This is a genomic window from Acidobacteriota bacterium, from assembly GCA_026393675.1.
Lineage (GTDB): Bacteria > Acidobacteriota > Vicinamibacteria > Vicinamibacterales > JAKQTR01 > JBAXOX01.
In genome coordinates this window covers 17030-35934 of record JAPKZQ010000015.1, presented here as the reverse complement: position 1 = coordinate 35934, position 18905 = coordinate 17030, and the positions used below count along the sequence as shown (strand labels likewise).

Sequence of the window (18905 nt, the reverse complement as noted above, 5' to 3'; positions counted from 1 at the left end):
TTCTGGATCGCCGGGTCTTCAGACCCGGGGTCGCCGAAGGCACGGAAGAAACTGTCTGCCGACTACCGTCTTGTCGCCGCCACCTCGGTGTAGAGAAACGCCGACGCCACGATCCCGTTGAAGAAGTTGTCGAGGCTGAACTTCTCGTTGGGCGCGTGCAGATTGTCATCCGGCAGGCCGAAGCCGAAGAGGACGACCGGCACGTTCAGCTCTTCCTGGAAGTTCGCGACGACCGGGATTGAACCGCCTTCGCGCGTGTAGACCGGCCGTTTTCCGAACCCCTTCTCGATGGCGCGCCCGGCGGCCTGCACGTAGATGTTGTCGAAGTCCGTCATCCACGGCTTCGCGCCGTGCAGGTTGGTCACCTTCACGTCGACGGTCTTCGGCGTAATCTTCTTCACGTAGGCCTCGAAGAGCGCCGCAATTTTTTCGGGTTCCTGGTTCGGCACGAGCCGCATGCTCACCTTCGCCATCGCGGTGGCGGCAATGACGGTCTTGCTGCCCTCGCCGGTCCAGCCCGCCAGCAGCCCGTTCACATCGAGAGACGGTCTCGCCCAGACGCGTTCGAGCACGCTGTAGCCGCGTTCGCCGGTGAGGCGGGGGGCGCCGATGTGCTTCTTGAATCCGACTTCATTGAACGGCAGGCGCTTGAACTCCGCGCGCTCTTCCTCGCGCAGCGCCCGCACGTCATCATAGAACCCGGGAATCTTGATGTTGCCGCTCTTGTCCTTGAGTTGGGCGATGACATGGGCGAGCACGTTGGCCGGATTGGCGACGGCCCCGCCGTACGAGCCCGAATGCAGGTCCTGGCTCGTGCCGCGCAGGTCGATCTGCATATAGGCGAGGCCACGCAGGCCGTAACAGATCGATGGTACGCCGCGGTCGAACATCTCGGTGTCCGAGATGAGGACCATGTCGCAGGCCAGCGCAGCGCGGTTGTCTCGCACGTAGGGCACGAGATTGACGCTGCCGACTTCCTCCTCGCCTTCCAGCAAGACCTTGAAGTTGACGGGCAGCCGACCCGACTTGCGGATGTGCGCTTCGATCGCCTTGAGGTGGATGAACACCTGGCCCTTGTCGTCGCAGGCACCACGCGCGTAGATCTCGCCGTCCCGGATGGTTGCGACAAACGGCGGCGACTTCCACAGCTCAATCGGGTCCGCCGGCTGCACGTCGTAGTGTCCATAAAGCAGCACGGTCGGTGCGCCTTCCGCATGCAGCCAGTCGCCACAGACGATGGGATGACCTGCGGTTTCGACGACGCGGACATGCTCCATGCCGATGCGGGTCATCTCAGCCGCGGTCCACTCGGCGGCCCGCCGCACGTCCCCGGCGTGCTCCGGCATCGCGCTGATGCTGGGAATGGCCAGATAGTGCTTCAGTTCCTCGACGTACCGATCACGATTCACCTGGATGAAGTCGACAATGTCGTTCATGAAATCGGGTCCCCGGGAGCAGCCATGCGTGCGGCGCTTCTCATCATACCCCGCAAGCGACCATCCGGAATCCCTTCACTTAACGCCCTTGATCGCGGGCGCCAGCCACAGCGGGGTATCAGATGATTTCGTGCCATCGACGCTGAAGACGACGTTCCACGCCCTCTCGCTCGGCCGATAGAACAGGCTCCACTGCCACCCGGCCCAGGCCGACAGGTCGACCGCGATCGGCACGAAGGAGCGGTCGGCCTCAACCTTGTTCGGGGTCAGCCGGCGCTCATACACCTTCTCGTAGAGTTTTCCCCCAGAAACGCCAATTCGGAATACGGCATCTCCGGCATACTTACCGGTGCGGTCTGGTGCCAGCCCCGCGTGCGTCGTCAGCGTCGCCCGGCGAGGTATCCTGACGGTCCACACGATGCGGCTCGGCTGGGGAACGATGACGGCGGGAATCGTGCGACCGTCAAACTGGACGTCGCGCACGACGAACGCTTCGCCTGGCCTGCTGGGCGGCCTCTTGTCGGCGCGCGCCAGCAGCGAGAGCAGGTCGATGTGGATGGGCTGCGGAGCCCTGCTGCAACCGCCTGGAAACGCGACGAGCGCCACGAGACCGGCGATCGCGAGACCCCGGTTGAACTGCGGTCGCGAAACGCCGATAGCGCGAATGGTGTTGGATGGAATCATCGTGAACATTGCGCGGCGCATCAGCAACAGCACGATCCTGATCATATACGCGCGTCACCGCGGTCGCGTCATAGCCCTCGCGCGACTGGCGCTCGTCATGATGCTGCTCGCCCTGGTCGCGAGATACTACGACCCGGTCACCGGGTTCACCTCGCTTATCAACTTCTCCGAGCGCGACCATGAGTTCGAAAGCCAGACGCTGCAGCGGACGGCTCATTTCCACTATCCTGGCACGGCAGGCTACGACGGCCAATTCTATGCCCAGTTGGCCATGGACCCTCTCCTGCGCGAGCCCGACACCGACACGCTGATGGACATGGCGCCGTTCAGAGCCCGGCGCATCCTGTTCTCGATGACGGCCTACTGCCTTGGGCTCGGTCGCCCGGCGTGGATTCTCCAGGCCTACTCGGTGCAGAACGTGCTGGTCTGGCTCCTGCTGGCCTGGTGGCTCGCACGTCGGCTGCCGGCCGATGATATGCGTGGGTTGCTGGTGTGGGCGGCGTGCCTTTTTACGCAGGGCCTGCTGGCTTCGGTCAGGCTGGCGGTGCTCGACGGGCCGAGCCTGCTGCTGGTCGCGCTGGCCGTCACCGCGGCCGAGAAAGGCCACATCAAGACGGCTGCGGCCATCGTTGGGGTGTCCGTGCTGGGGCGCGAAACGAACCTGCTGGCGGCCGCAGCGCTCTTCCCGCTCGTACTGGCCATGGGAAGACGACCGCGGCTATGGGTGCTATTGGCGTGCAGCCTGCTGCTGGTGCTGCCAGAACTGTTGTGGATCGACTATCTGCGTTCGATCTACAGGTCGACGGTGCTCGCCCACGGTCCGTCGCTCGGCGTGCCGCTTGCGGCCTTTGCCGCCCAGTGGGATGGCCTGATCCACGGCTCGTTCTTCACGTTTGGCCCAAACGCGATCTGGCGAAGTCCAGGCGCGCTGGTCCTGATCTCGCTCACCGTGCAGGCCGCCGGCCTCTTGTTCCGGCCGAACATCAGAAGCCCGCTGTGGTGCACCGGGGCGGTCTTCGCGGTGCTCATGCTGCTCGTCTCTGATCACGTGTGGGGCGGAGAGCCCGGAGCCACGCCGCGGGTGGTTCTGCCAATGACGCTCGCGTTTAATCTCACGCTGCCCAAAGGCCGGGCGTTCTGGCCGTGGTGGTTGGCCGGCAACCTGGCCGTGATTCCCGGCGTGATGGTGCTGCTGTCTTAGTGCCTCAAGCCTTCGCTTGAAGCAGCCCGTTGCGCATGATGTCCGAAATCTCGCGAATAATCTGGCCAGTGCTCTTGCCGTAGAGATCAGGCACGCCAAAGACGAGTTCGACGGCGAAGTGCTGAAGGTATGTCCGGAACACGAACATGATCGCCTCGGCAGGCGGGATGTCGCGGCGCAGCTTGCCTTCGATCCTGATCTCGTCCTTGTGGACCTCGACGAATCGCTCAAAGACGCTGGCCATCTCGGAATAGAACTTCCGGATGTGGCTTCCTTCAAATTCGACGACGTCCACGTAGATCAGCCTGATGTAAGGCCGGTACTTGGCGATGCTCTCCTGGGCAGCGTGGCCGAGGGCTTCCAGATTCTCCGGAAACGTCCCCACGGTCAGGGCGTGTGTCACGGGAAACTCCGGCGTCTCGACCACGCGCCAGAACGCATCGAGGAGCTCCCGGAAGATCGTTTCCTTGGCGTCGAAGTGATGGTAGACGTTGCCAATCGACACCAAGGCTCTCTGCGCGACGTCCCGCATGGACGTCGCTCGGTAGCCCTGCGTCGAAAACAGCCCGAGCGCCGCGTCGAGGATGGCCGTGCGGCTTCGCTGCGTGCGTTCTTCCTGGTTCATCCCGGCCCCCGAACCTGCCCGATTACGACGCCGGCTTCAATACCGTGCACACCGACGCGCAGATGGGTCCGCCAATGTTGAAGGTGGCGGCGGCCTTCGCGTTCTTCACCTGCAGGGCGGGCGGCACTTTGCCAAGCAGCTGCCAGGCGGCCCAGCCGAGCATCGCAATGCCGGTGGCGCCGACCGGATGTCCCTTCGCAATCAGGCCGCCGGAGGTGTTGATCCCGCACTCGCCGTCGACGTTGGCCTTTCCGTCAACCCAGTACTTCGCGCCCTTGCCATATCCGGCCTTACCGACGACTTCGGTCCCGATGGCGCCCATCACGGTGAAGCAATCGTGGATCTCGGCGACATTGACGTCGCCCGGTGAGACGCCGGCCATCTGGTACGCCTTGTTCATCGCGCCGAGTGCGCCCTTGGGGCGCAGGACGTCGCGGCCCGCGCGCAGCAACGAGTCGGTGGCCTGCGCGTAGCCCGCAATCTGCACGCAGTCGGCTTTGGCCACGCCGAGCCGCTTCAGCCCCTCCTCGGTTGCGATAATGAGCGCCGCGTAGCCGTCGGTCATCTGAGAGCAGTCAAACGTCTTGAGGGGCAGACCATCGACGATGTAGCGATTGATGCCCTCAATCTTCATGGCCTGCTCGATAGTCATTGTCGCCTTCTGCATCTGAGCGTACGGGTTCTTGTTGCCGTTGGCGTATTCAACCACCGCAATCTGCGCCAGGTCGGCCTCGGTCACGCCGTGCGTCTTCATGTAGTCGGCCATCACCTCGGCGAAGATGTGGGGAAACACGAAGACCTTACCGGGCCGCTCGTCCGGATGCGAGAACACGCCCAGGGCCGCGCCAATCAACTTGCCATCCGCCTTGCCCTCGTTATCGCGCATCTTCTCGTAACCGAGCGCAATCCCGACCTCGCCTATCCCGAGCAGCAACTTGTAGACGACCGACAGCACGGCCTGGCCACCCGAGGCACACGCGTTTTCGACCGATTCAATCGGCTTGCCCTCGAGACCTGGCACCGTGGCCATCAGACCGGCCAGCAGACCCTGTTGATTGAGCGTGAAGTTGCACGCGGCTCCAATCGACCCGACGTCTATCTGGGACGGATCGGTCTTGACCTGCTGACAGACCTCGGTCACAGCGTTCTTGACGATCTCAGGCACCGTCATGCCCATCAACTTGCCGAACTTGGACTGGTGATATGCCGCTATGTAGACCTGTTTGTTCATCGACGTCCCCTTTGGCCGGGAAGAAGGAATAATGACGTGCTAGGCAGATCATACCCCCGCGGGCCGACGCCCGCCAAAAGGGGCCGGGTCACTTTTCTTGTCAGTAGCTGTACCGAACGCTCATCGTCGCATTGGAATTGCGATTGTAGCGGCCGAAGAAGTTGGTTTGGGAGCCGTGGATCCAGGTGGCCTGTGCCGTGACACGCACGTGTTGTCCCCTCGCCTGCGAGAATTCCCATCGCAGCCAATGGCCAGCGCCGTCCTGGCGGATAGCCGCGTCGATGGCGAGGCTCCGGTTGGTATCGATGGCGTAGCTGGCACGTCCGAGCACCGCGCGGGTGAGCCCGCGATCAAACGCGAACCCCGTCGGCGTGCGCGTTGCCGTGACGGCTTCTCCCGCGTATCCCGCGACGACGAGCCACTCACCAATCTGCCGTTCGGCCTGCAGGACATACAGCACGTATTCGTCTGTCCGCCCGTCGGTCGAACCGAAATAGGCCACCTCTCCCTTGGCGACAAACCAGGTCAATGGCACGGCCGCATCGCCCCCTACCATCCAGATCTGCGGATAGACCCTGGTGATCGCCACGTGGGGCACGATGCCGGGCTGAAGCGGCACGCCGGGCTGGACTGCCGGGACGAGCTGGACGGCCATCAACGGGAGATGGTTGTTTCCGCTGAATCCCGAGACTGACAACTCGTAGCCCTTGCCAAGGTGGCTCCATCTGGCGCCGATCTGGGGGCGGTCGGGATACGCAGCGCCCTGGTCTTCAATCGCCAGCACCGGCACGGTGGACGCCGACCCCGACCAACGCTGGTCGAGCAGTGGGATGCGGCTTGGCGTGAACCGGGCGAGCACGATGTCGATCATGCTGGCGTCTGACCCGGCCGTGAGCCTGGCGGATGTCACGGCGAGGTACTCGTTGTCGAACACCGTCAGAAAGTCGCGCGGGGCAAACCGGTCCGTGGGGTTGATGGTGTCGGTCTTTCCCCAGCGGACGAACTGCTTGCCGATACTGAAGGTCATGGAGCCGTGGCTGATCGTGGCATCCAGGCGGCGGACGCCGAGCGACGGGCGTTCCGACTGGCGATCGGACCAGTCCAGGCCATCCCACGCGGTCTGACCGTGTGTGCCGACGCGGGCGTCGAGCGCTCCGACGAGCTTGAACCACCTGGCGGGTCTCGGGGTCACTTCGTGACGAAGGAGCGCCTCCCCCACGATCCGCGTGTCGTCGATGACTGTCGTCTGCGGGTACGCGATGGCCTTGACGTCGAGAAAGCCCTTCTGGGAGACGTCCTGGGCACGCGCCGGCACGTCGATCCAGGCGCTCGCCGCCAGGAGCAGCGTCAAAAGTTGAACGGTGCGTGAGGGGCGGGTCATTCGGGTGTACCCCTACTTTCCTCGACGCAACGCCTGCACCGTGAAGCCCTCTTCGTTCATCGGGGTGTTGTACAGCAGTTTCTCGAAGGTCAGCACCGTCCGGCTGTTGCGCCTGAAGTCAGTCATTTCGGCCATTCGGGCGCTCCAGATGCCCTGTACCTGTTCGATGCGCGAGTACTTCAGCCGGCGCACGAGTTCCTTCTTGATGTAGTTCTCGAACTGCTGGAACGCGTAGTTGTCCTTTCGCACCCAGATATATGAGCGCGTATACTGCGAGGCCTTTGCCTGCTTCGGCCGCGACTCGATCTTCCAGCAGGCCACGCCGTCGATCGCTTCGTCGCCAACCATCGAGTAGCTGTACTGCTCGACGTCGCGTTCTTCGAGATCCTCGAATGTGAAGTCGGTGCCGAAGAACCGCGTGGCGCGGTCCTGGAGCGCCACGCGGCGCTCGCGCTCGTTGGCCGGGATCCACATCCACTGATCGGATGCGCGATCCGGATAGCTGAGCACCAGAAGCATGACGCCCTTCACGTCGGGCGGCGCGACAAACGTCAGTAGCGACTTGCTCCCGCCGTGCGCTCCCAGCCGCTCGAACACCCAGCGCTTGTCGGAGACCTTGCCGCTGGCGTCGAAGACCTGCAGCAGGCCTTCCCATCGCTGCGACTTTGCGTCGGTCCGCCGCTGCTGTTCCAGCATGATCTCGCGGGCATCCTGCGCCTGCACGATGGCGGGCGATGCCAGCGCGGCGACCAGGGCGAGCGCGGTCAGTGATCTATTCATACTCGAGTGCTTCCGCCAGCGATCCGCGCACGGCGGACTCTGCCGGCCACAGGGCGGCGACAAATGCCGACACCAGCATGATCGGAACGAGCATAGCCGCGATGCCCACCGGGAATGTGTACGGCAGCGCCGTGCCGGCGATGTCGCGCTCCGTCATCACCAACACGTACTTGAGCATCACTGACCCGCATGCGCCCCCCAGCACGAGGCCAACCAGGGCAATGGCCTGCGCCTCGATCCAGATCGTGTAGCGGACCTGGTTCCGCAGTCCACCGACTGCCCGGAGAACGCCAAGTTCGCGCCGGCGATCGATGATCGACGCCGTCAGGGTGTTGACGATGCCCAGAATCGCGATGAGCACGGCAATGGCAATCAGCGCGTAAGCGAGGGCGTTCCACTGATCGGTCACCTTCATAATGAACGCGCGAACCTCCGCGTTGGTCAGCACGAAGAATCTCCGCGTCCCGGCGAACCGATCGATGATTCGCTGCCTGACATCCATCGGCGCCACGCCTGGCTTGGTGTATACCCGGAAGATGCTGACCGTATCGTCGCGCCACCAACTGATGTACGTGGCGCGATCCATGAGGATGGCGCCTCCCTCATCCGACCAGTCCACGACGATGCCGATGACGGGCATCCGATGGAGCCCTGTCGGCGATGCCAGCTCCATCGTGTCGCCTGCGTGAAAATGGTGCAGCCTCGCGAGAATCTCAGACAGGATGACCCCTTTGCCGGCACCCGCCAGTTCATACATATTGGCCGGTCCTTCGACGACGGGCCGTCGCACACGCCGACCGAGCGAGTGCGCTTCCACTGCGATCAAGAGCACCTGTGCGTGGTCGTAGAGGATTCGCTGGGTTCGCACGCTCTGGATTTCGTCGACTCCGTCTATCGTGCGAAGCGTGTCGCCCACGCCAGGGGGAAACTGAAAGCTCCGGTCGGTCAGGGTTGGGGATGGGGTCACGAACAGGTCGGGGTTGAGCGTCGTGGTGGTCCAATCCATGATCGAGTTGTAGCTGGCCTGAATGACGCCACCCAGACTGATGACAAATGCCAGTGACAGCATCAGCGCCGCCACCGTGGATGAGGTGCGCCGCGGCGCCTCGATGAGGCTGTCGGCGGCAAGCGCCCCTTCGATTGGGCGAAGCCACTTGAGTGCGGGCCGCATCGCGCGCGTCAGCCACAGGGTCCAGCTCGGGCTCAGCAGCAGCATGGTCAGCAACGTCAGGAGAAAGCCGGCGTAGAAGAAGGCCGGAACGCTGCTGAAGAAGAGTGACGTCGCGGCCGCCGCGGCACATACCATGGCCACGGTGCGGCGCGTGCGGTTCTCGCCAGCCGACAACACCTGGTATTTGCCCTTCTGCAGAGCCTGGATCGGATCCACACGGGCCGCATCGCGTGCAGGCAGGAACCCGGCGATGGTGCTTGTCGCCATCCCCATGACGAGACCAGCGAGCAGGATCGTCGGATCGGTCGAGAGTTCAGACGCCCGCTCCGCGACGCCATACACGCCGCTGAGCAGGTTCGAGACGTAGACGGCGAGCCCTCGCGCCATCAGCATGCCGAGACCGAGGCCGCCGGTCGAGCCGACCAGGCCCGCAAGGGCACTTTCCATCAGGAACAGATTCCGGATCTGCGCACGCGACGCGCCGAGCGCGCGCAGGATACCAATCTCGCTCCGTCGCTGGGTGACGGCAATCGCGAACGAGTTGTAGATGATGAACATCCCGATGAACAAGGCAAACGCGCTGTTGAGGTTCACCGTGAAGCTATAGACGCGCAGTACTGATTCGACCTGCTGCCCGCGCGAGGCCGGCGGCTCCACCTGGAAGCCGGCGCCGAGGGCCTTCTCGATGGCCATCCGCCCCTGCGCGATGCCCACGCCCTCTTTCAACGCGAGGTCGATGCGGTCGAACCGGCGTCCCCGGCCGAACACTTTCTGTGCCGCATAGATGTCCATGACGGCGACATTGCCGCCGAAGGCCTTCGACAAACCTCCCGACTTCATGATGCCGCGCACGGTGAACTGTTTGTCGCCGTCCATGGTACGCATGGGCACGCGGCTACCGATGCGCAGCCCCGTGCGGTCGGCATACTCGCGCGTCACCATCAGTGAATCGGGTTGTGCCAGGAACACGAGCGGGTCGTCGATGATCGCGTCATCACCCGAGTCGAGATCGTAGTCGCGCAGACTCCGATCGCCGATCATGTCGGTGGCCAGGATGAGCAGGTTGCCTTCGTCCTTCCTCCCGGTGTCGACGGCCGCCTCGACGACCGGCACCGCGACGCGCACCTCAGGCAGTGCCTGCACGATGTCGAGCACGTCTTCCGGAAACCCGCCCTCCCCGGTCGACACCTGCAACTGGGCCTTGCCGGCAATCCGATCGATGGTCTTCTGGAAGGCCAGCAGGACGGAGTCGTTGGCGGTGCGCATGCCAATAAACACCGCCACGCCGAGCACGATGCCGAACAGAGTGAGCCCCGTGCGTGCTTTGTGGCGCCGCACGTACGGCCAGGTGATGAGCTTCAGCAGAATCATCGCCGCTTGTCGAACACGATGCGGCCGTCACAGAGGGAGACCGTCCGCGAACAGTGCGCGGCCACCTGCTGGTCGTGGGTGACGACGAGAATCGTGGCGTTCAGTTGTTCGTGGAGGTCCCTGAGCAGATCCAAGATGGCGCTGCCCGTCTTCGAGTCGAGATTGCCTGTGGGCTCGTCGGCGAGCAGCACCGGCGGTTTGTTGGCCAGTGCCCGCGCAATGGCCACCCGTTGGCGTTCGCCGCCCGAAAGTTCGTCCGGCAGGTGCTCGGCCCGCTCGCGAAGCTGCACCAGATCGATAAGCTCCCGTGCGCGCTCGACGCATCTGGCCCGCGACCAACCTCGAAGGTGCAGCGGAAGCGCGATGTTCTCGAGGCAGTTCAGCGATGGCAGCAGGTTGAAGAACTGGAAGATGAACCCGATCTTGTCGCGTCTCACCCGGGTCAGACCGTCATCGTCGAGGCCGTCGAGGCGCTGGCCGTCGATTTCAATCCAGCCCGACGTCGGCCGATCGAGCGCACCGATGAGGTCGAGCAGTGTGGATTTTCCCGAGCCGGACGGCCCGACAATCGAGACCATCTCGCCGCGCTCGACGCGAAGATCGACCGAGTCGAGCGCGACGACGTTGCGCTTACCGCAATAGGACTTCGTGACGCCGCTGGCGGTAATCATCGAGCTGGCCCGTCACCCGCATTCTCAGGCCGCGCACGGCGGCCCCATCCCAATTAAATTCCTCAGGTGCCTCCGAAGCCGATGGTGATCTTCTCGCCGTCAACGATCACCGGAACATCACGGCGCCCCTTGCTGTAGGCCAGCATCCGCTGGAGATCGCCGGGGTTCTTCTTGACGTTGACGTACTCGAACGCGACACGCCGCCTTGCATAGTCGTCACGGGCGGCCTCCGTGTACGGTCAGGTATCTTTGCCGAAGATGAGCACAGTATTCATGACGTCACCCCCTCGAAGGCGGAAACCCGGTCCTTGAACCCCTGCAGGACGGGGACCGGCTTGCTCGTCGCGTAATCGTACATCACCTGCACGGTCCGCGCGGTCGCGATCAGGCGGTTGTGCTGGTCCAGCAGCTCGTACTTGAAAACGAAACTGGTCCGGCCGAAGCTGGTGATCCCGAGGCGTACGTCCAGCACATTGCCCTGCTCTGCCGGCGCCTTGTAGTCGACCTCGACGCGCGCCATGATGAACTTGATGTCGCCCCAGCCGCGGCCCCCGCACACGTCGCGCCAATAGGCGAAGCGCGCGACCTCGAGATACGTAAGGTACACCGCGTTGTTGGCGTGCCCCATCGGGTCGCAATCACGGAACCGGACTTCCACCGGGCAGCTGTACTTGAATGCCATCAATGACTCCCGACGACTAGGCAGCCCGGGGGGCGCCGCCCGACGACCGATCGGTGCGTGCGCGCCAGAGCGAGACGATACTGATCAGGCAGGCGACGGCAATCACGCCGGCGGAGCTGACGTACGGCACCGCGATGCCGAGGTTGTCGAGCGCGAAGCCTGCCCACAGCGGCCCGACAATCCGGGCGAGACTGCCGAGCGCCTGCGTCAGGCCGAGAATGCCGCCCTGGTCCTCAGCGGCCGAGCACCGCGAGATCAGCGACATGAGCGACGGGTTGTTGAAGCCCATCCCCACGGACAACACGGCCAGCGACACCATCAGCACCGCGACGGTCGATGACGCCGGGATCATCAGCAGGCCCATCGACACGACACCGAGCGAGATTGGCACGATGTGGTGCTCGCCCACGAACTTGACCGTGCGCCCCACGAGCAGTCCCTGCACGATGACGAGAATGATGCCGACAAACGCGAAGAGATACCCGATGGTCGACGCGTGGAACGCGAAGGTCCGCTCGGCGAAGAGGGCGAAGGTGGTCTCGAAGCCCGAGAACGCGCCCACCACCAGAAAACTCACCAGCAGCAGCAGCGGCAGATGCGGGCGGCTGATCGCGTGGCGCAGCGCTTCCAGCCGTCCCATGCGCGCCTTTGCCCGGTACTCGGCCTTCAGTGTTTCGGGAAGCAGGAACCAGGCGGCGGTGAAGTTGGCGAGCGACAGCGCCGACGCGAAAAACGCCGGCATCGCATACCCCCACCGGCTCAGGAACCCGCCGATCGCCGGCCCAAAAATAAAGCCCAACCCGAACGCCGCGCCAATCATGCCCATCCCTTTCGCGCGGTTCTCGGCCGTCGTCACATCGGCGACCACCGCCTGGGCGGTCGGGATGTTGGCCCCGGCAATCCCGGCGAAGATACGCGCGGCAAACAGCAGCACCAGGGAACTGGCGAGGCCGAAGATCAGGTACGAGAGGAACGAGCCGAAGAGCCCCATCAGGATGATGGGCCGCCGGCCGATCCGATCCGACCATCGCCCCCAGAGCGGCGCGAAGATGAACTGCATCAGCGAAAACGAGGTGGCCAGCATCGCGATCGTGAACGCGTTGGCCCCGAACGTCTCCGCGTAGAACGGCAGGAGCGGGATGATGATCCCGAACCCCAGCAGGTCAATGAAGACCGTCACAAAGACGATGATCAGTGGAGAGGCTTTCACAGTCGTCGCTCGACGTTCGGAAAATTGAGCCACACCGGAACGCCGCAGAAATGCGTGCCCTCGGTGCAGCGGGGAGCCACCAGGCCATTGCGGACGACGCACGGCGGGCCGATGTAACGCCCGAGCCTCGGGTGTTTCGCGCGCACCTGCTCGACCTCGTCCATCGACGCGTCGTAGATCTCCTCCTGGGCGTTGAAACAGGTCCGCTGGGTCCACTTGTGTACGAGCGCGATGAGCGGGCCCGTTTCGATCATCCGCACGGCAAGCGCGTTGGGCAGCACATAGGCCGCGAACTCAACGGGCACGCCGAGATCGATCAGGCGGTTACTGGCCGACCAGGCGGCGCGCATCGACTCCTGGAAGATCGCATTGGCGGGTCCGTTGTTCACGATGAGCCGGGGCGTGATGAAGTCCGGCTCGCGGGTCGCAGCAAAGGTGAGCAATGGGCGCGACGCCGGCACCATGCGGTGGCGCTGGTCCTGCGAGTCGGCCGTGTGGCTGATGCGCTTGGCGAACGTGTAGCTGGCGTGATTGAGCGCACGCATCAGGGGCGAGTGGTACGACACGTTCAGCATGTCCAGCCGGTAGCGGTTGCGCGCTGGATTCAACACGCGGTCAATCGCCTCGTCTTCGGACAGCTCGTCGGCGGCGAGGCCGAAGGTTGTCCGCACCGCATCGGCCACAAGGGTTTCGGCGCCATCGGAGGCGTCGATCAGCCTGGACACCCGACCGCCCAGCTTCGCGTCGAACTCCCTGGCGAACCGGTCCGCGCCGGCGACGGGCCGGGGGAATGCCGTCTCGGGCGCGGCATCGCGGCCAAGCGGCTCGGGCCCGACACGCTCGAAAAACAGCGGGTCGTGCCGGCTCACCAGGTCGACCATCGCGCCAATGACCTGCCTGGCTTCGAAGGGCGTGTCACCGACATTCATCATCCGGCGCAGGCGATGCAGCGTGATGCCCGACACGGTGTGGACCATCGAGGTGAAGGCGGCAATCGGGATCACGTAGCGCGCCACTTCGATGGCCTTCTTCTCGGCTTCGCGCTCGATGCCACCCAGGCGCTGGGCCGACGCGCGCGGCGTCACGTACCGCAGTTGCTTCAGGATGGCGAAGGCGTCCGGCTTCAGCAGGGCCGACAGCTTCGCGTAGTCGTCCCAGGCCCGGATGATGGCCTGTTCGTACACGGCACGCGCGTGGCCTTCGAGCGGCGGCACGAAAACCCGGGGTTCGTTCAGCCTGACGTAGCGCTGGCTCGACTGCTCGGAGTTGTAGAAGGGGTACGCGTGCAGGAAGCTCCACACGAACTGGCGCGAGATGTTCTCGAGGCCGAACTCGAAGTGTGCGTGCTGGTAAACGGTGTGGTGGCCGGCGTCGAAGGTAAGCGAACCGATCGTCTCGCGCTGCCTGTCGGTGATCTCGCCGACCTCGATGACCCGCGGCGAGTAGCACGTCCGCGCCGCCGCAATCGCCCCGTCAAAGGGCGCCGTCGGCGCATTGCGCAGGGTCACGAGGGGCGGAGCGGTTTCGATCACGATGCTCTTGCTTCTTACTTCTGGCTTCTACTCTTGATCGTGCCCCGCGCGATACCTCGTGTACTCGTCGATGAAGCTGAGGCTCTGGAGCGTCTTCATCCGGTCCAGGAACAGCACGCCGTCGAGGTGATCGGTTTCGTGCTGCATGACGCGGGCCATGTGGCCACTGGCTTCGATCTCGATGCGCTGGCCCTCGCGGTCGAACCCGCGTACCTTGATGTCGCGGTGCCGCGGCACCAGACCCCGTAGATCAGGAATGCTGAGGCATCCTTCCCAGTCCTCGACGGTGTGTCGGCCGACGGGGATGATTTCGGGGTTGATGATGACCATCACCCCGGGCTCGGCCGCCTTGCGCTCCCCCGCCTTCTCTGCGCCCTGTTCGCCTTCCTCGTCTTCGGTCACCGGCTGGGCCACGAAGATCCGGATCCCTTCGTGCACCTGCGGCGCAGCGAGCCCGGCGCCGTTGTACTCGAGCATCGTCCCGATCATGTTGTCGATCAGGGCCTGGATCGCGGCGCCGACGATCTCCGACGCGGGGACGGTCTTCGCTTTGATGCGAAGGACCGGGTGACCCATCCGCGCGACCTTCAGAATAGACATGAATCCTGATTATACGGGGCGCGTGCGACCTGACGCCAGACGCCGGGAATCTTCAGTACGTTTCTTGCAGTTGATTTGCTGATAGCCCGACGACCTGGCGCTGGTCTCGATGGGAGAGCAAGCGGGCCAAGTGCCGTCTTTTCATCGCATTACGGCATGGATTCCCGGAAACCAACGGCGGCGGGATGGCTACCGGTTTTGGTGCTGGGCGTGACGATTCCGCACATAAAGGTGGCTCCCGCTTCGGCCGATACGACGCAAAAGGGTGTGTTGTCCGGAACGTTCCCAGGCTGGGGCCGGGCACGATTTGGGAAGAAGACGCGGATAGAATCGGAGTCTTGGGAGTCTTCCAATGAAAAAATGGGCTGGAGCCGTTTTGTTCGTACTGGCTATTGGCGTGCTGGCTTCGGGATGCGCGGACTCGTCTACGTCGACGCCAACCTCTCCGAGCGCGATCAACAGCACACTGGCGAGCGGAGCCCTGACGATTGGATCGCTGTCGGCCGGAACCTGGACCTCGTTTTCCGTCGACCCTCTCGGCGGCGTCATCCTGAACCCGGGCACGTGCGGGAACTTCAAGTGGTCCGTTACATCACTGACGCTGGTCAGTGCGACCGGCACCTTCGCGGCGGACTGCGGCGGAGGTCTCTCGCTGGCTGGTAATGCAACGGCGTCGCTCAATGGCACCAGCGCCGTCTGGAGTGCGGCCGGCGACGTGGCCGGCAGCCTCACGTGCCAGTTTGTTGTGACCGGGACCGCGGCGCTCGAAAACGGCGGCGTCCGCGTGACCTACAACGCGACTGTCTGCGGAATCTCGATCACGGGTTCGGAGCTGCTCACGAAGCGCTAATCCGCCAGTCCTTCCGCCTTGCGCTCGGACGCGGTGATTGTGCCGCCAGCGGCCTGGATTTCGGCGGCGCGATTAAACGCCACCGGTGTCGGCTTGACGAACTTCTTCACGACATCCGCGGTACCGTCCACGCGCAACTGCTTCATCAGGAATGTGAACCGCTGCTCGAGCGACGCGCCGATGGCGGCGCGGATGTCCTCGGGCAGGCCCCATAACTGCTTCTTGAACGGCCCAATCGCCTTCTTGCGCGCCTTGTAGATGAACTGCTCTTCGGTGTCTTTCGGCTTGCGTTCTTCCTGAGCGTGCTCGCGAAGCCAGCCGTACATCTCGGCCTTGAGCGACGCCGGCAGCGACGGGTGCTCGTAGACCATGTTCTGGAAGTCGGTGGCCAGATGGACCTCGCACGCGCCAGCGTTCGGGAACGCGTGGAAGGCGTCGGGCGGCAGCGTTGATGCGCCGTGCTGCACGGCACCGGCCATCCCGAACTCCTTGCGGGCCAGCTCGGAGAGTTCGCGGAGCGTGTCGAGATCGATCTTCACATCCATCCGCACGCTGCCATCCGGCGCGACGAACCCGCCGTGGGCCGTGCCGGTCTGGATGCTGATCTTGCTGATGCCGACCAGGCTGCCGCGCGCCCTGTCGTACCCCGCCATGAACGCCCGCAGTTCGTGCGCATCCGAGTTCTTGCCGCCCACCTCGCCAATCTCCCCACCGATGGAAATGATCACGCCCTTCGGCTCGAGACCCCTGACGTGCCGCGTAAAGGCGGCCGCCTGCTCGCAGTTCACGCGCTGCTGCTCGTCGAGCGTGGGCTGGTCGAGATCGACCAGCGTCGAGGTGTCGATGTCGATGTTGTAGAACCCAGCCGCAATCTCCTCCTGGATCAAGTCACGCAGCGTCGCCAGCTCCTTCTCGCACTCCGGGCCCGCGAACTTCTTCGCGTTCACCTGGACGTGATCGCCCTGGATGAAGAGCGGTCCGTTGAAGCCCTCACGCAGTGCCGCGGCGAGCAGGATGGCTGAGTACTCGTGCGGACGCTGCTCGGTGTACCCGATCTCGGAACGCGCAATCTCGAGAATGAACGCGCCGACCTTGAGGGCGATTGCCGCCCGGAACACCGCTCGCGCCGTGTCGTACGTCATTGCGCGGAGGTTCATGGCGGGCACGGTGAATCCCTTCGCATCCCCTCGTCCGATCGCCACATACAAGTCGTGGATCGACGCGGGCACCACGCCCTGGTGAACACCGATGCCGCGGATGATCCACCGCGCGGTCCCTCTAACGTCCGCGGACGCCCCGAACGCGGCCGTCCAGGCCAGCCGATCAATGGCCGCTGCCGGAACCTCGCCGGCCACCTGGACCCTGTCTCCGGCCAGGACAACGGCCGGCTTCAACGCGTCAATCATCTGCGCGACGGATTCGAACACCATGGGTTCACCTGCCAGTCAGTGACTAGAGACCAGGACACTGTCTTATTCTACCCTTCGACTCGCTCGTTCAACCTGAGCTCGCTCAGGGCTGGCCCTTCGACTCGGCTGGCCCCTCGACGCGCTCTTCGACTCAAGCTAACTCAGGGCCAGGATCGCCCTCGGCGTCCGGCTGCGGGCCCTTCGACTCGCCGCTTGATTCCGGCGCTCGCTCAGGACAGGCCGGGAACTCGAAACTCTCCGTCACGGTGGCCGCGATGGCCGATGCCACCATGTCCTCGATCGGCAACTTCGCCTCCGCCGCATCGACCTGCCAGCCGCGTGCGTGAGTCTCCGGGCTGCGCGGCGTGAACAGCTGGCAGCAGTCCTGGTCGGGCACGATTGAAACCTCGTAGGTCCCGATGCGCTGGGCCTCGACGATGATCTCCTCCTTGTCCATGCCAATAAGCGGCCTCAGGATCTGCAGGTTGGTCACCGAGGCAATGACGGTGAGATTCTCGAGCGTCTGCGACGCAACCTGTCCAATCACCTCGCCGGTGACAAGCGCCCGGGCGCGAGTGTCCCGCGCGAGGCGCTCGGCTATGCGCAGCATCATGCGCCGGTAGATCACGACGCGAAGCGGCGGCGGCACGGTCAACACAATCTGCCGCTGCAGCTCGCCAAAGGGCACGAGCTTCAGCGTGGTCTTCATCTGGTACCGCGTCAGGATCTCGACAATCTCGCGCACCTTCTCCTGCGACGCGCGCGAGACGAACGGATAGCTGTGGAAGTGGATGGGCACGACCGAACACCCGCGCTTCATCAGCCGGTAGGCCGCGACAGGGGAATCGATCCCGCCCGACAGCAGGCACGCGACGCGCCCGCTCACACCGGTCGGCATGCCGCCGGCGGCTTTCTGCTTGCCAAATGAGTAGAACGCCTGGTTCGAGAGCAGTTCGACGTTGACCGCCAGTTCCGGGTGATCGAGCTTGACCTTCCAGCCGAGCGCTTCGACGATGCGCCCACCGATCTCGCGTTCGATTTGCGGGGAGGTCATCGGAAAGCGCTTGTCGGCGCGCTTCGCATTGACCCGGAACGTCACCGGCGCATGATCCGCCAGGTCGGCCAGGATGGCCTTGCAGAGCCCGTCGAAATCGAGCGCGACCCGCCCGGCCTTTGAGAAGTTCGCGATGCCGAAGACGTGGAGCAGTCGCTCCTTGACGCGGTCGAAGTCGGCCGACGGTCCGAGCACGATCTCAATCCGGCCCATGAGCGCCCGCACGTCCTGCACGCCGATGTCGGAGGTCTGCCTGCGCAGGTTACGAACGAGCTTCGCGATGAAATAGGGCCTGTTGCGGCCCTTCAGCGCAATCTCCTGGTAGTGGACGATGATCGAGTTCATCTGGCCTTACAGCCTTCCAGCTTCCAGAAAACTGTAGTGCTCACTTCTGTCGAAGATGATGTGGTCCAGCAGCTCGATGCCTACGATTTCACCCGCCGCCTTGAGCTGAGCGGTGATGTTGATGTCGCTTTGCGACGGTTCAACGCCACCGCTGGGGTGATTGTGAGCAACGATGACCGCCGAAGCACGTTCGGCAAGTGCATCCGCGAAGACCTCGCGCGGGTGGACCGGACTCCGGTCAATCAGGCCAATCGACACGACGCGGATGTTCAGAATTTCGTTCGCTCCATTGATGCTGGCGCATAAGAAGTGCTCCTGCTTCCGATCGGTGTAGTGCCGGATGTGGGGCAGCAGATCCGCCGGGGTGATGATCTTCGCACCCGCCGGCTTGATGCGACGGCGGGCGAACTCGATCGCCGCGAGAATCAGGGTGGCCTTCGCGTCGCCCACGCCTTCGAACTGCGTCAGGTCTTCGGCCTTCACTTCCAGGCCCTTCTCGTCAAGGAGCCGCGCCAGCTTCCCGGCGAGGGTCATGACATCCATCCCTGGCGTGCCTTTCCCAAGCAGAACGGCGAGCAGTTCCCGATCGCTCAAGGCAGCCGCGCCTTTCCGGAGCAGCTTCTCTCGCGGCCGGTCGGACTCGGGCATCTGGTGAATCGTCTTGTTCATAGC

At 64.0% G+C, this 18905-nt stretch carries 18 protein-coding genes; 2 read left to right on the top strand and 16 right to left on the bottom strand.

Annotated features, from left to right (window positions below):
• Positions 1-62: 62 nt before the first annotated feature.
• Both NT151_04900 and NT151_04895 read right to left on the bottom strand, forming a co-directional pair.
• The gene (locus tag NT151_04900) at positions 63-1436 is read right to left on the bottom strand and encodes a dipeptidase (protein ID MCX6538260.1); all 1374 of its coding nucleotides are present in this window, start codon (positions 1434-1436) and stop codon (positions 63-65) included.
• A 75-nt stretch (positions 1437-1511) separates the two neighbouring features.
• Positions 1512-2120, bottom strand: a complete 609-nt coding sequence (locus tag NT151_04895; GenBank protein MCX6538259.1) for a hypothetical protein — start codon at positions 2118-2120, stop codon at positions 1512-1514.
• Between the two features lies 1 nt (position 2121).
• On the opposite strand from NT151_04895, the gene NT151_04890 reads away from it, so the two are divergent.
• Entirely contained in the window at positions 2122-3321 is a 1200-nt protein-coding gene (locus tag NT151_04890) for a hypothetical protein (GenBank protein ID MCX6538258.1), read from the top strand.
• A gap of 4 nt (positions 3322-3325) precedes the next feature.
• Here NT151_04890 and NT151_04885 read toward each other — a convergent pair whose 3' ends face one another.
• The 11 genes from NT151_04885 to def all read right to left on the bottom strand — a co-directional run bounded on the left by NT151_04885 (position 3326) and on the right by def (position 14575).
• Positions 3326-3946 (bottom strand): TetR/AcrR family transcriptional regulator, encoded by a 621-nt coding sequence (locus NT151_04885; protein MCX6538257.1) that lies wholly within the window; start codon positions 3944-3946, stop codon positions 3326-3328.
• Between the two features lie 22 nt (positions 3947-3968).
• Entirely contained in the window at positions 3969-5177 is a 1209-nt protein-coding gene (locus NT151_04880; GenBank protein ID MCX6538256.1) for a thiolase family protein, read from the bottom strand.
• A gap of 100 nt (positions 5178-5277) precedes the next feature.
• Positions 5278-6558, bottom strand: a complete 1281-nt coding sequence (locus NT151_04875; GenBank protein ID MCX6538255.1) for a hypothetical protein — start codon at positions 6556-6558, stop codon at positions 5278-5280.
• A gap of 12 nt (positions 6559-6570) precedes the next feature.
• A complete protein-coding gene (locus tag NT151_04870; protein ID MCX6538254.1) occupies positions 6571-7338 on the bottom strand; it encodes an outer membrane lipoprotein-sorting protein in 768 nt (255 codons plus the stop codon).
• Positions 7331-9880: an ABC transporter permease gene (locus NT151_04865; protein MCX6538253.1), complete on the bottom strand. Its 2550-nt coding sequence runs from the start codon at positions 9878-9880 to the stop codon at positions 7331-7333. The genes NT151_04870 and NT151_04865 overlap by 8 nt, the downstream gene beginning before the upstream one ends.
• Positions 9877-10551, bottom strand: coding sequence for an ABC transporter ATP-binding protein (locus tag NT151_04860; protein MCX6538252.1), 675 nt, complete (start codon positions 10549-10551; stop codon positions 9877-9879). Before NT151_04860 ends, NT151_04865 begins: the two co-directional genes overlap by 4 nt.
• A gap of 62 nt (positions 10552-10613) precedes the next feature.
• Complete coding sequence (locus NT151_04855; GenBank protein MCX6538251.1) at positions 10614-10826, bottom strand: UXX-star (seleno)protein family 1; 213 nt, start codon at positions 10824-10826, stop codon at positions 10614-10616.
• On the bottom strand, positions 10823-11233 hold the full coding sequence (locus tag NT151_04850; protein MCX6538250.1) for a thioesterase family protein: 411 nt from the start codon (positions 11231-11233) through the stop codon (positions 10823-10825). Before NT151_04850 ends, NT151_04855 begins: the two co-directional genes overlap by 4 nt.
• 16 nt (positions 11234-11249) lie before the next feature.
• Positions 11250-12443 (bottom strand): MFS transporter, encoded by a 1194-nt coding sequence (locus tag NT151_04845; GenBank protein ID MCX6538249.1) that lies wholly within the window; start codon positions 12441-12443, stop codon positions 11250-11252.
• Positions 12440-13975 carry an FAD-dependent thymidylate synthase gene (locus tag NT151_04840; GenBank protein MCX6538248.1) on the bottom strand — a complete coding sequence of 512 codons (1536 nt, stop codon included), beginning with the start codon at positions 13973-13975 and terminating at the stop codon, positions 12440-12442. The genes NT151_04845 and NT151_04840 overlap by 4 nt, the downstream gene beginning before the upstream one ends.
• Positions 13976-14002: 27 nt before the next feature.
• On the bottom strand, positions 14003-14575 hold the full coding sequence (gene def / locus NT151_04835) for a peptide deformylase (protein MCX6538247.1): 573 nt from the start codon (positions 14573-14575) through the stop codon (positions 14003-14005).
• Between the two features lie 352 nt (positions 14576-14927).
• On the opposite strand from def, the gene NT151_04830 reads away from it, so the two are divergent.
• Positions 14928-15425, top strand: a complete 498-nt coding sequence (locus tag NT151_04830; protein ID MCX6538246.1) for a hypothetical protein — start codon at positions 14928-14930, stop codon at positions 15423-15425.
• Here NT151_04830 and NT151_04825 read toward each other — a convergent pair.
• The 3 genes from NT151_04825 to radC all read right to left on the bottom strand — a co-directional run bounded on the left by NT151_04825 (position 15422) and on the right by radC (position 18902).
• The gene (locus NT151_04825) at positions 15422-16855 is read right to left on the bottom strand and encodes a class II fructose-bisphosphate aldolase (protein MCX6538245.1); all 1434 of its coding nucleotides are present in this window, start codon (positions 16853-16855) and stop codon (positions 15422-15424) included. The two genes, NT151_04830 and NT151_04825, sit on opposite strands and share 4 nt — an antisense overlap.
• A 130-nt stretch (positions 16856-16985) precedes the next feature.
• Positions 16986-18233: a tRNA 4-thiouridine(8) synthase ThiI gene (gene thiI, locus NT151_04820; GenBank protein MCX6538244.1), complete on the bottom strand. Its 1248-nt coding sequence runs from the start codon at positions 18231-18233 to the stop codon at positions 16986-16988.
• Positions 18234-18239: 6 nt separating this feature from the next.
• Positions 18240-18902 carry a DNA repair protein RadC gene (gene radC, locus NT151_04815; GenBank protein MCX6538243.1) on the bottom strand — a complete coding sequence of 221 codons (663 nt, stop codon included), beginning with the start codon at positions 18900-18902 and terminating at the stop codon, positions 18240-18242.
• Positions 18903-18905: the final 3 nt, after the last annotated feature.

Coding starts and splice junctions, on each gene's coding strand:
- NT151_04900 (MCX6538260.1), bottom strand. CDS start 1,436: ATGAACGACATTGTCGACTTCATCCAGGTGAATCGTGATCGGTACGTC.
- NT151_04895 (MCX6538259.1), bottom strand. CDS start 2,120: ATGATTCCATCCAACACCATTCGCGCTATCGGCGTTTCGCGACCGCAG.
- NT151_04885 (MCX6538257.1), bottom strand. CDS start 3,946: ATGAACCAGGAAGAACGCACGCAGCGAAGCCGCACGGCCATCCTCGAC.
- NT151_04880 (MCX6538256.1), bottom strand. CDS start 5,177: ATGAACAAACAGGTCTACATAGCGGCATATCACCAGTCCAAGTTCGGC.
- NT151_04875 (MCX6538255.1), bottom strand. CDS start 6,558: ATGACCCGCCCCTCACGCACCGTTCAACTTTTGACGCTGCTCCTGGCG.
- NT151_04870 (MCX6538254.1), bottom strand. CDS start 7,338: ATGAATAGATCACTGACCGCGCTCGCCCTGGTCGCCGCGCTGGCATCG.
- NT151_04865 (MCX6538253.1), bottom strand. CDS start 9,880: ATGATTCTGCTGAAGCTCATCACCTGGCCGTACGTGCGGCGCCACAAA.
- NT151_04860 (MCX6538252.1), bottom strand. CDS start 10,551: ATGATTACCGCCAGCGGCGTCACGAAGTCCTATTGCGGTAAGCGCAAC.
- NT151_04850 (MCX6538250.1), bottom strand. CDS start 11,233: ATGGCATTCAAGTACAGCTGCCCGGTGGAAGTCCGGTTCCGTGATTGC.
- def (MCX6538247.1), bottom strand. CDS start 14,575: ATGTCTATTCTGAAGGTCGCGCGGATGGGTCACCCGGTCCTTCGCATC.
- NT151_04830 (MCX6538246.1), top strand. CDS start 14,928: ATGAAAAAATGGGCTGGAGCCGTTTTGTTCGTACTGGCTATTGGCGTG.
- NT151_04825 (MCX6538245.1), bottom strand. CDS start 16,855: ATGGTGTTCGAATCCGTCGCGCAGATGATTGACGCGTTGAAGCCGGCC.
- thiI (MCX6538244.1), bottom strand. CDS start 18,233: ATGAACTCGATCATCGTCCACTACCAGGAGATTGCGCTGAAGGGCCGC.
- radC (MCX6538243.1), bottom strand. CDS start 18,902: ATGAACAAGACGATTCACCAGATGCCCGAGTCCGACCGGCCGCGAGAG.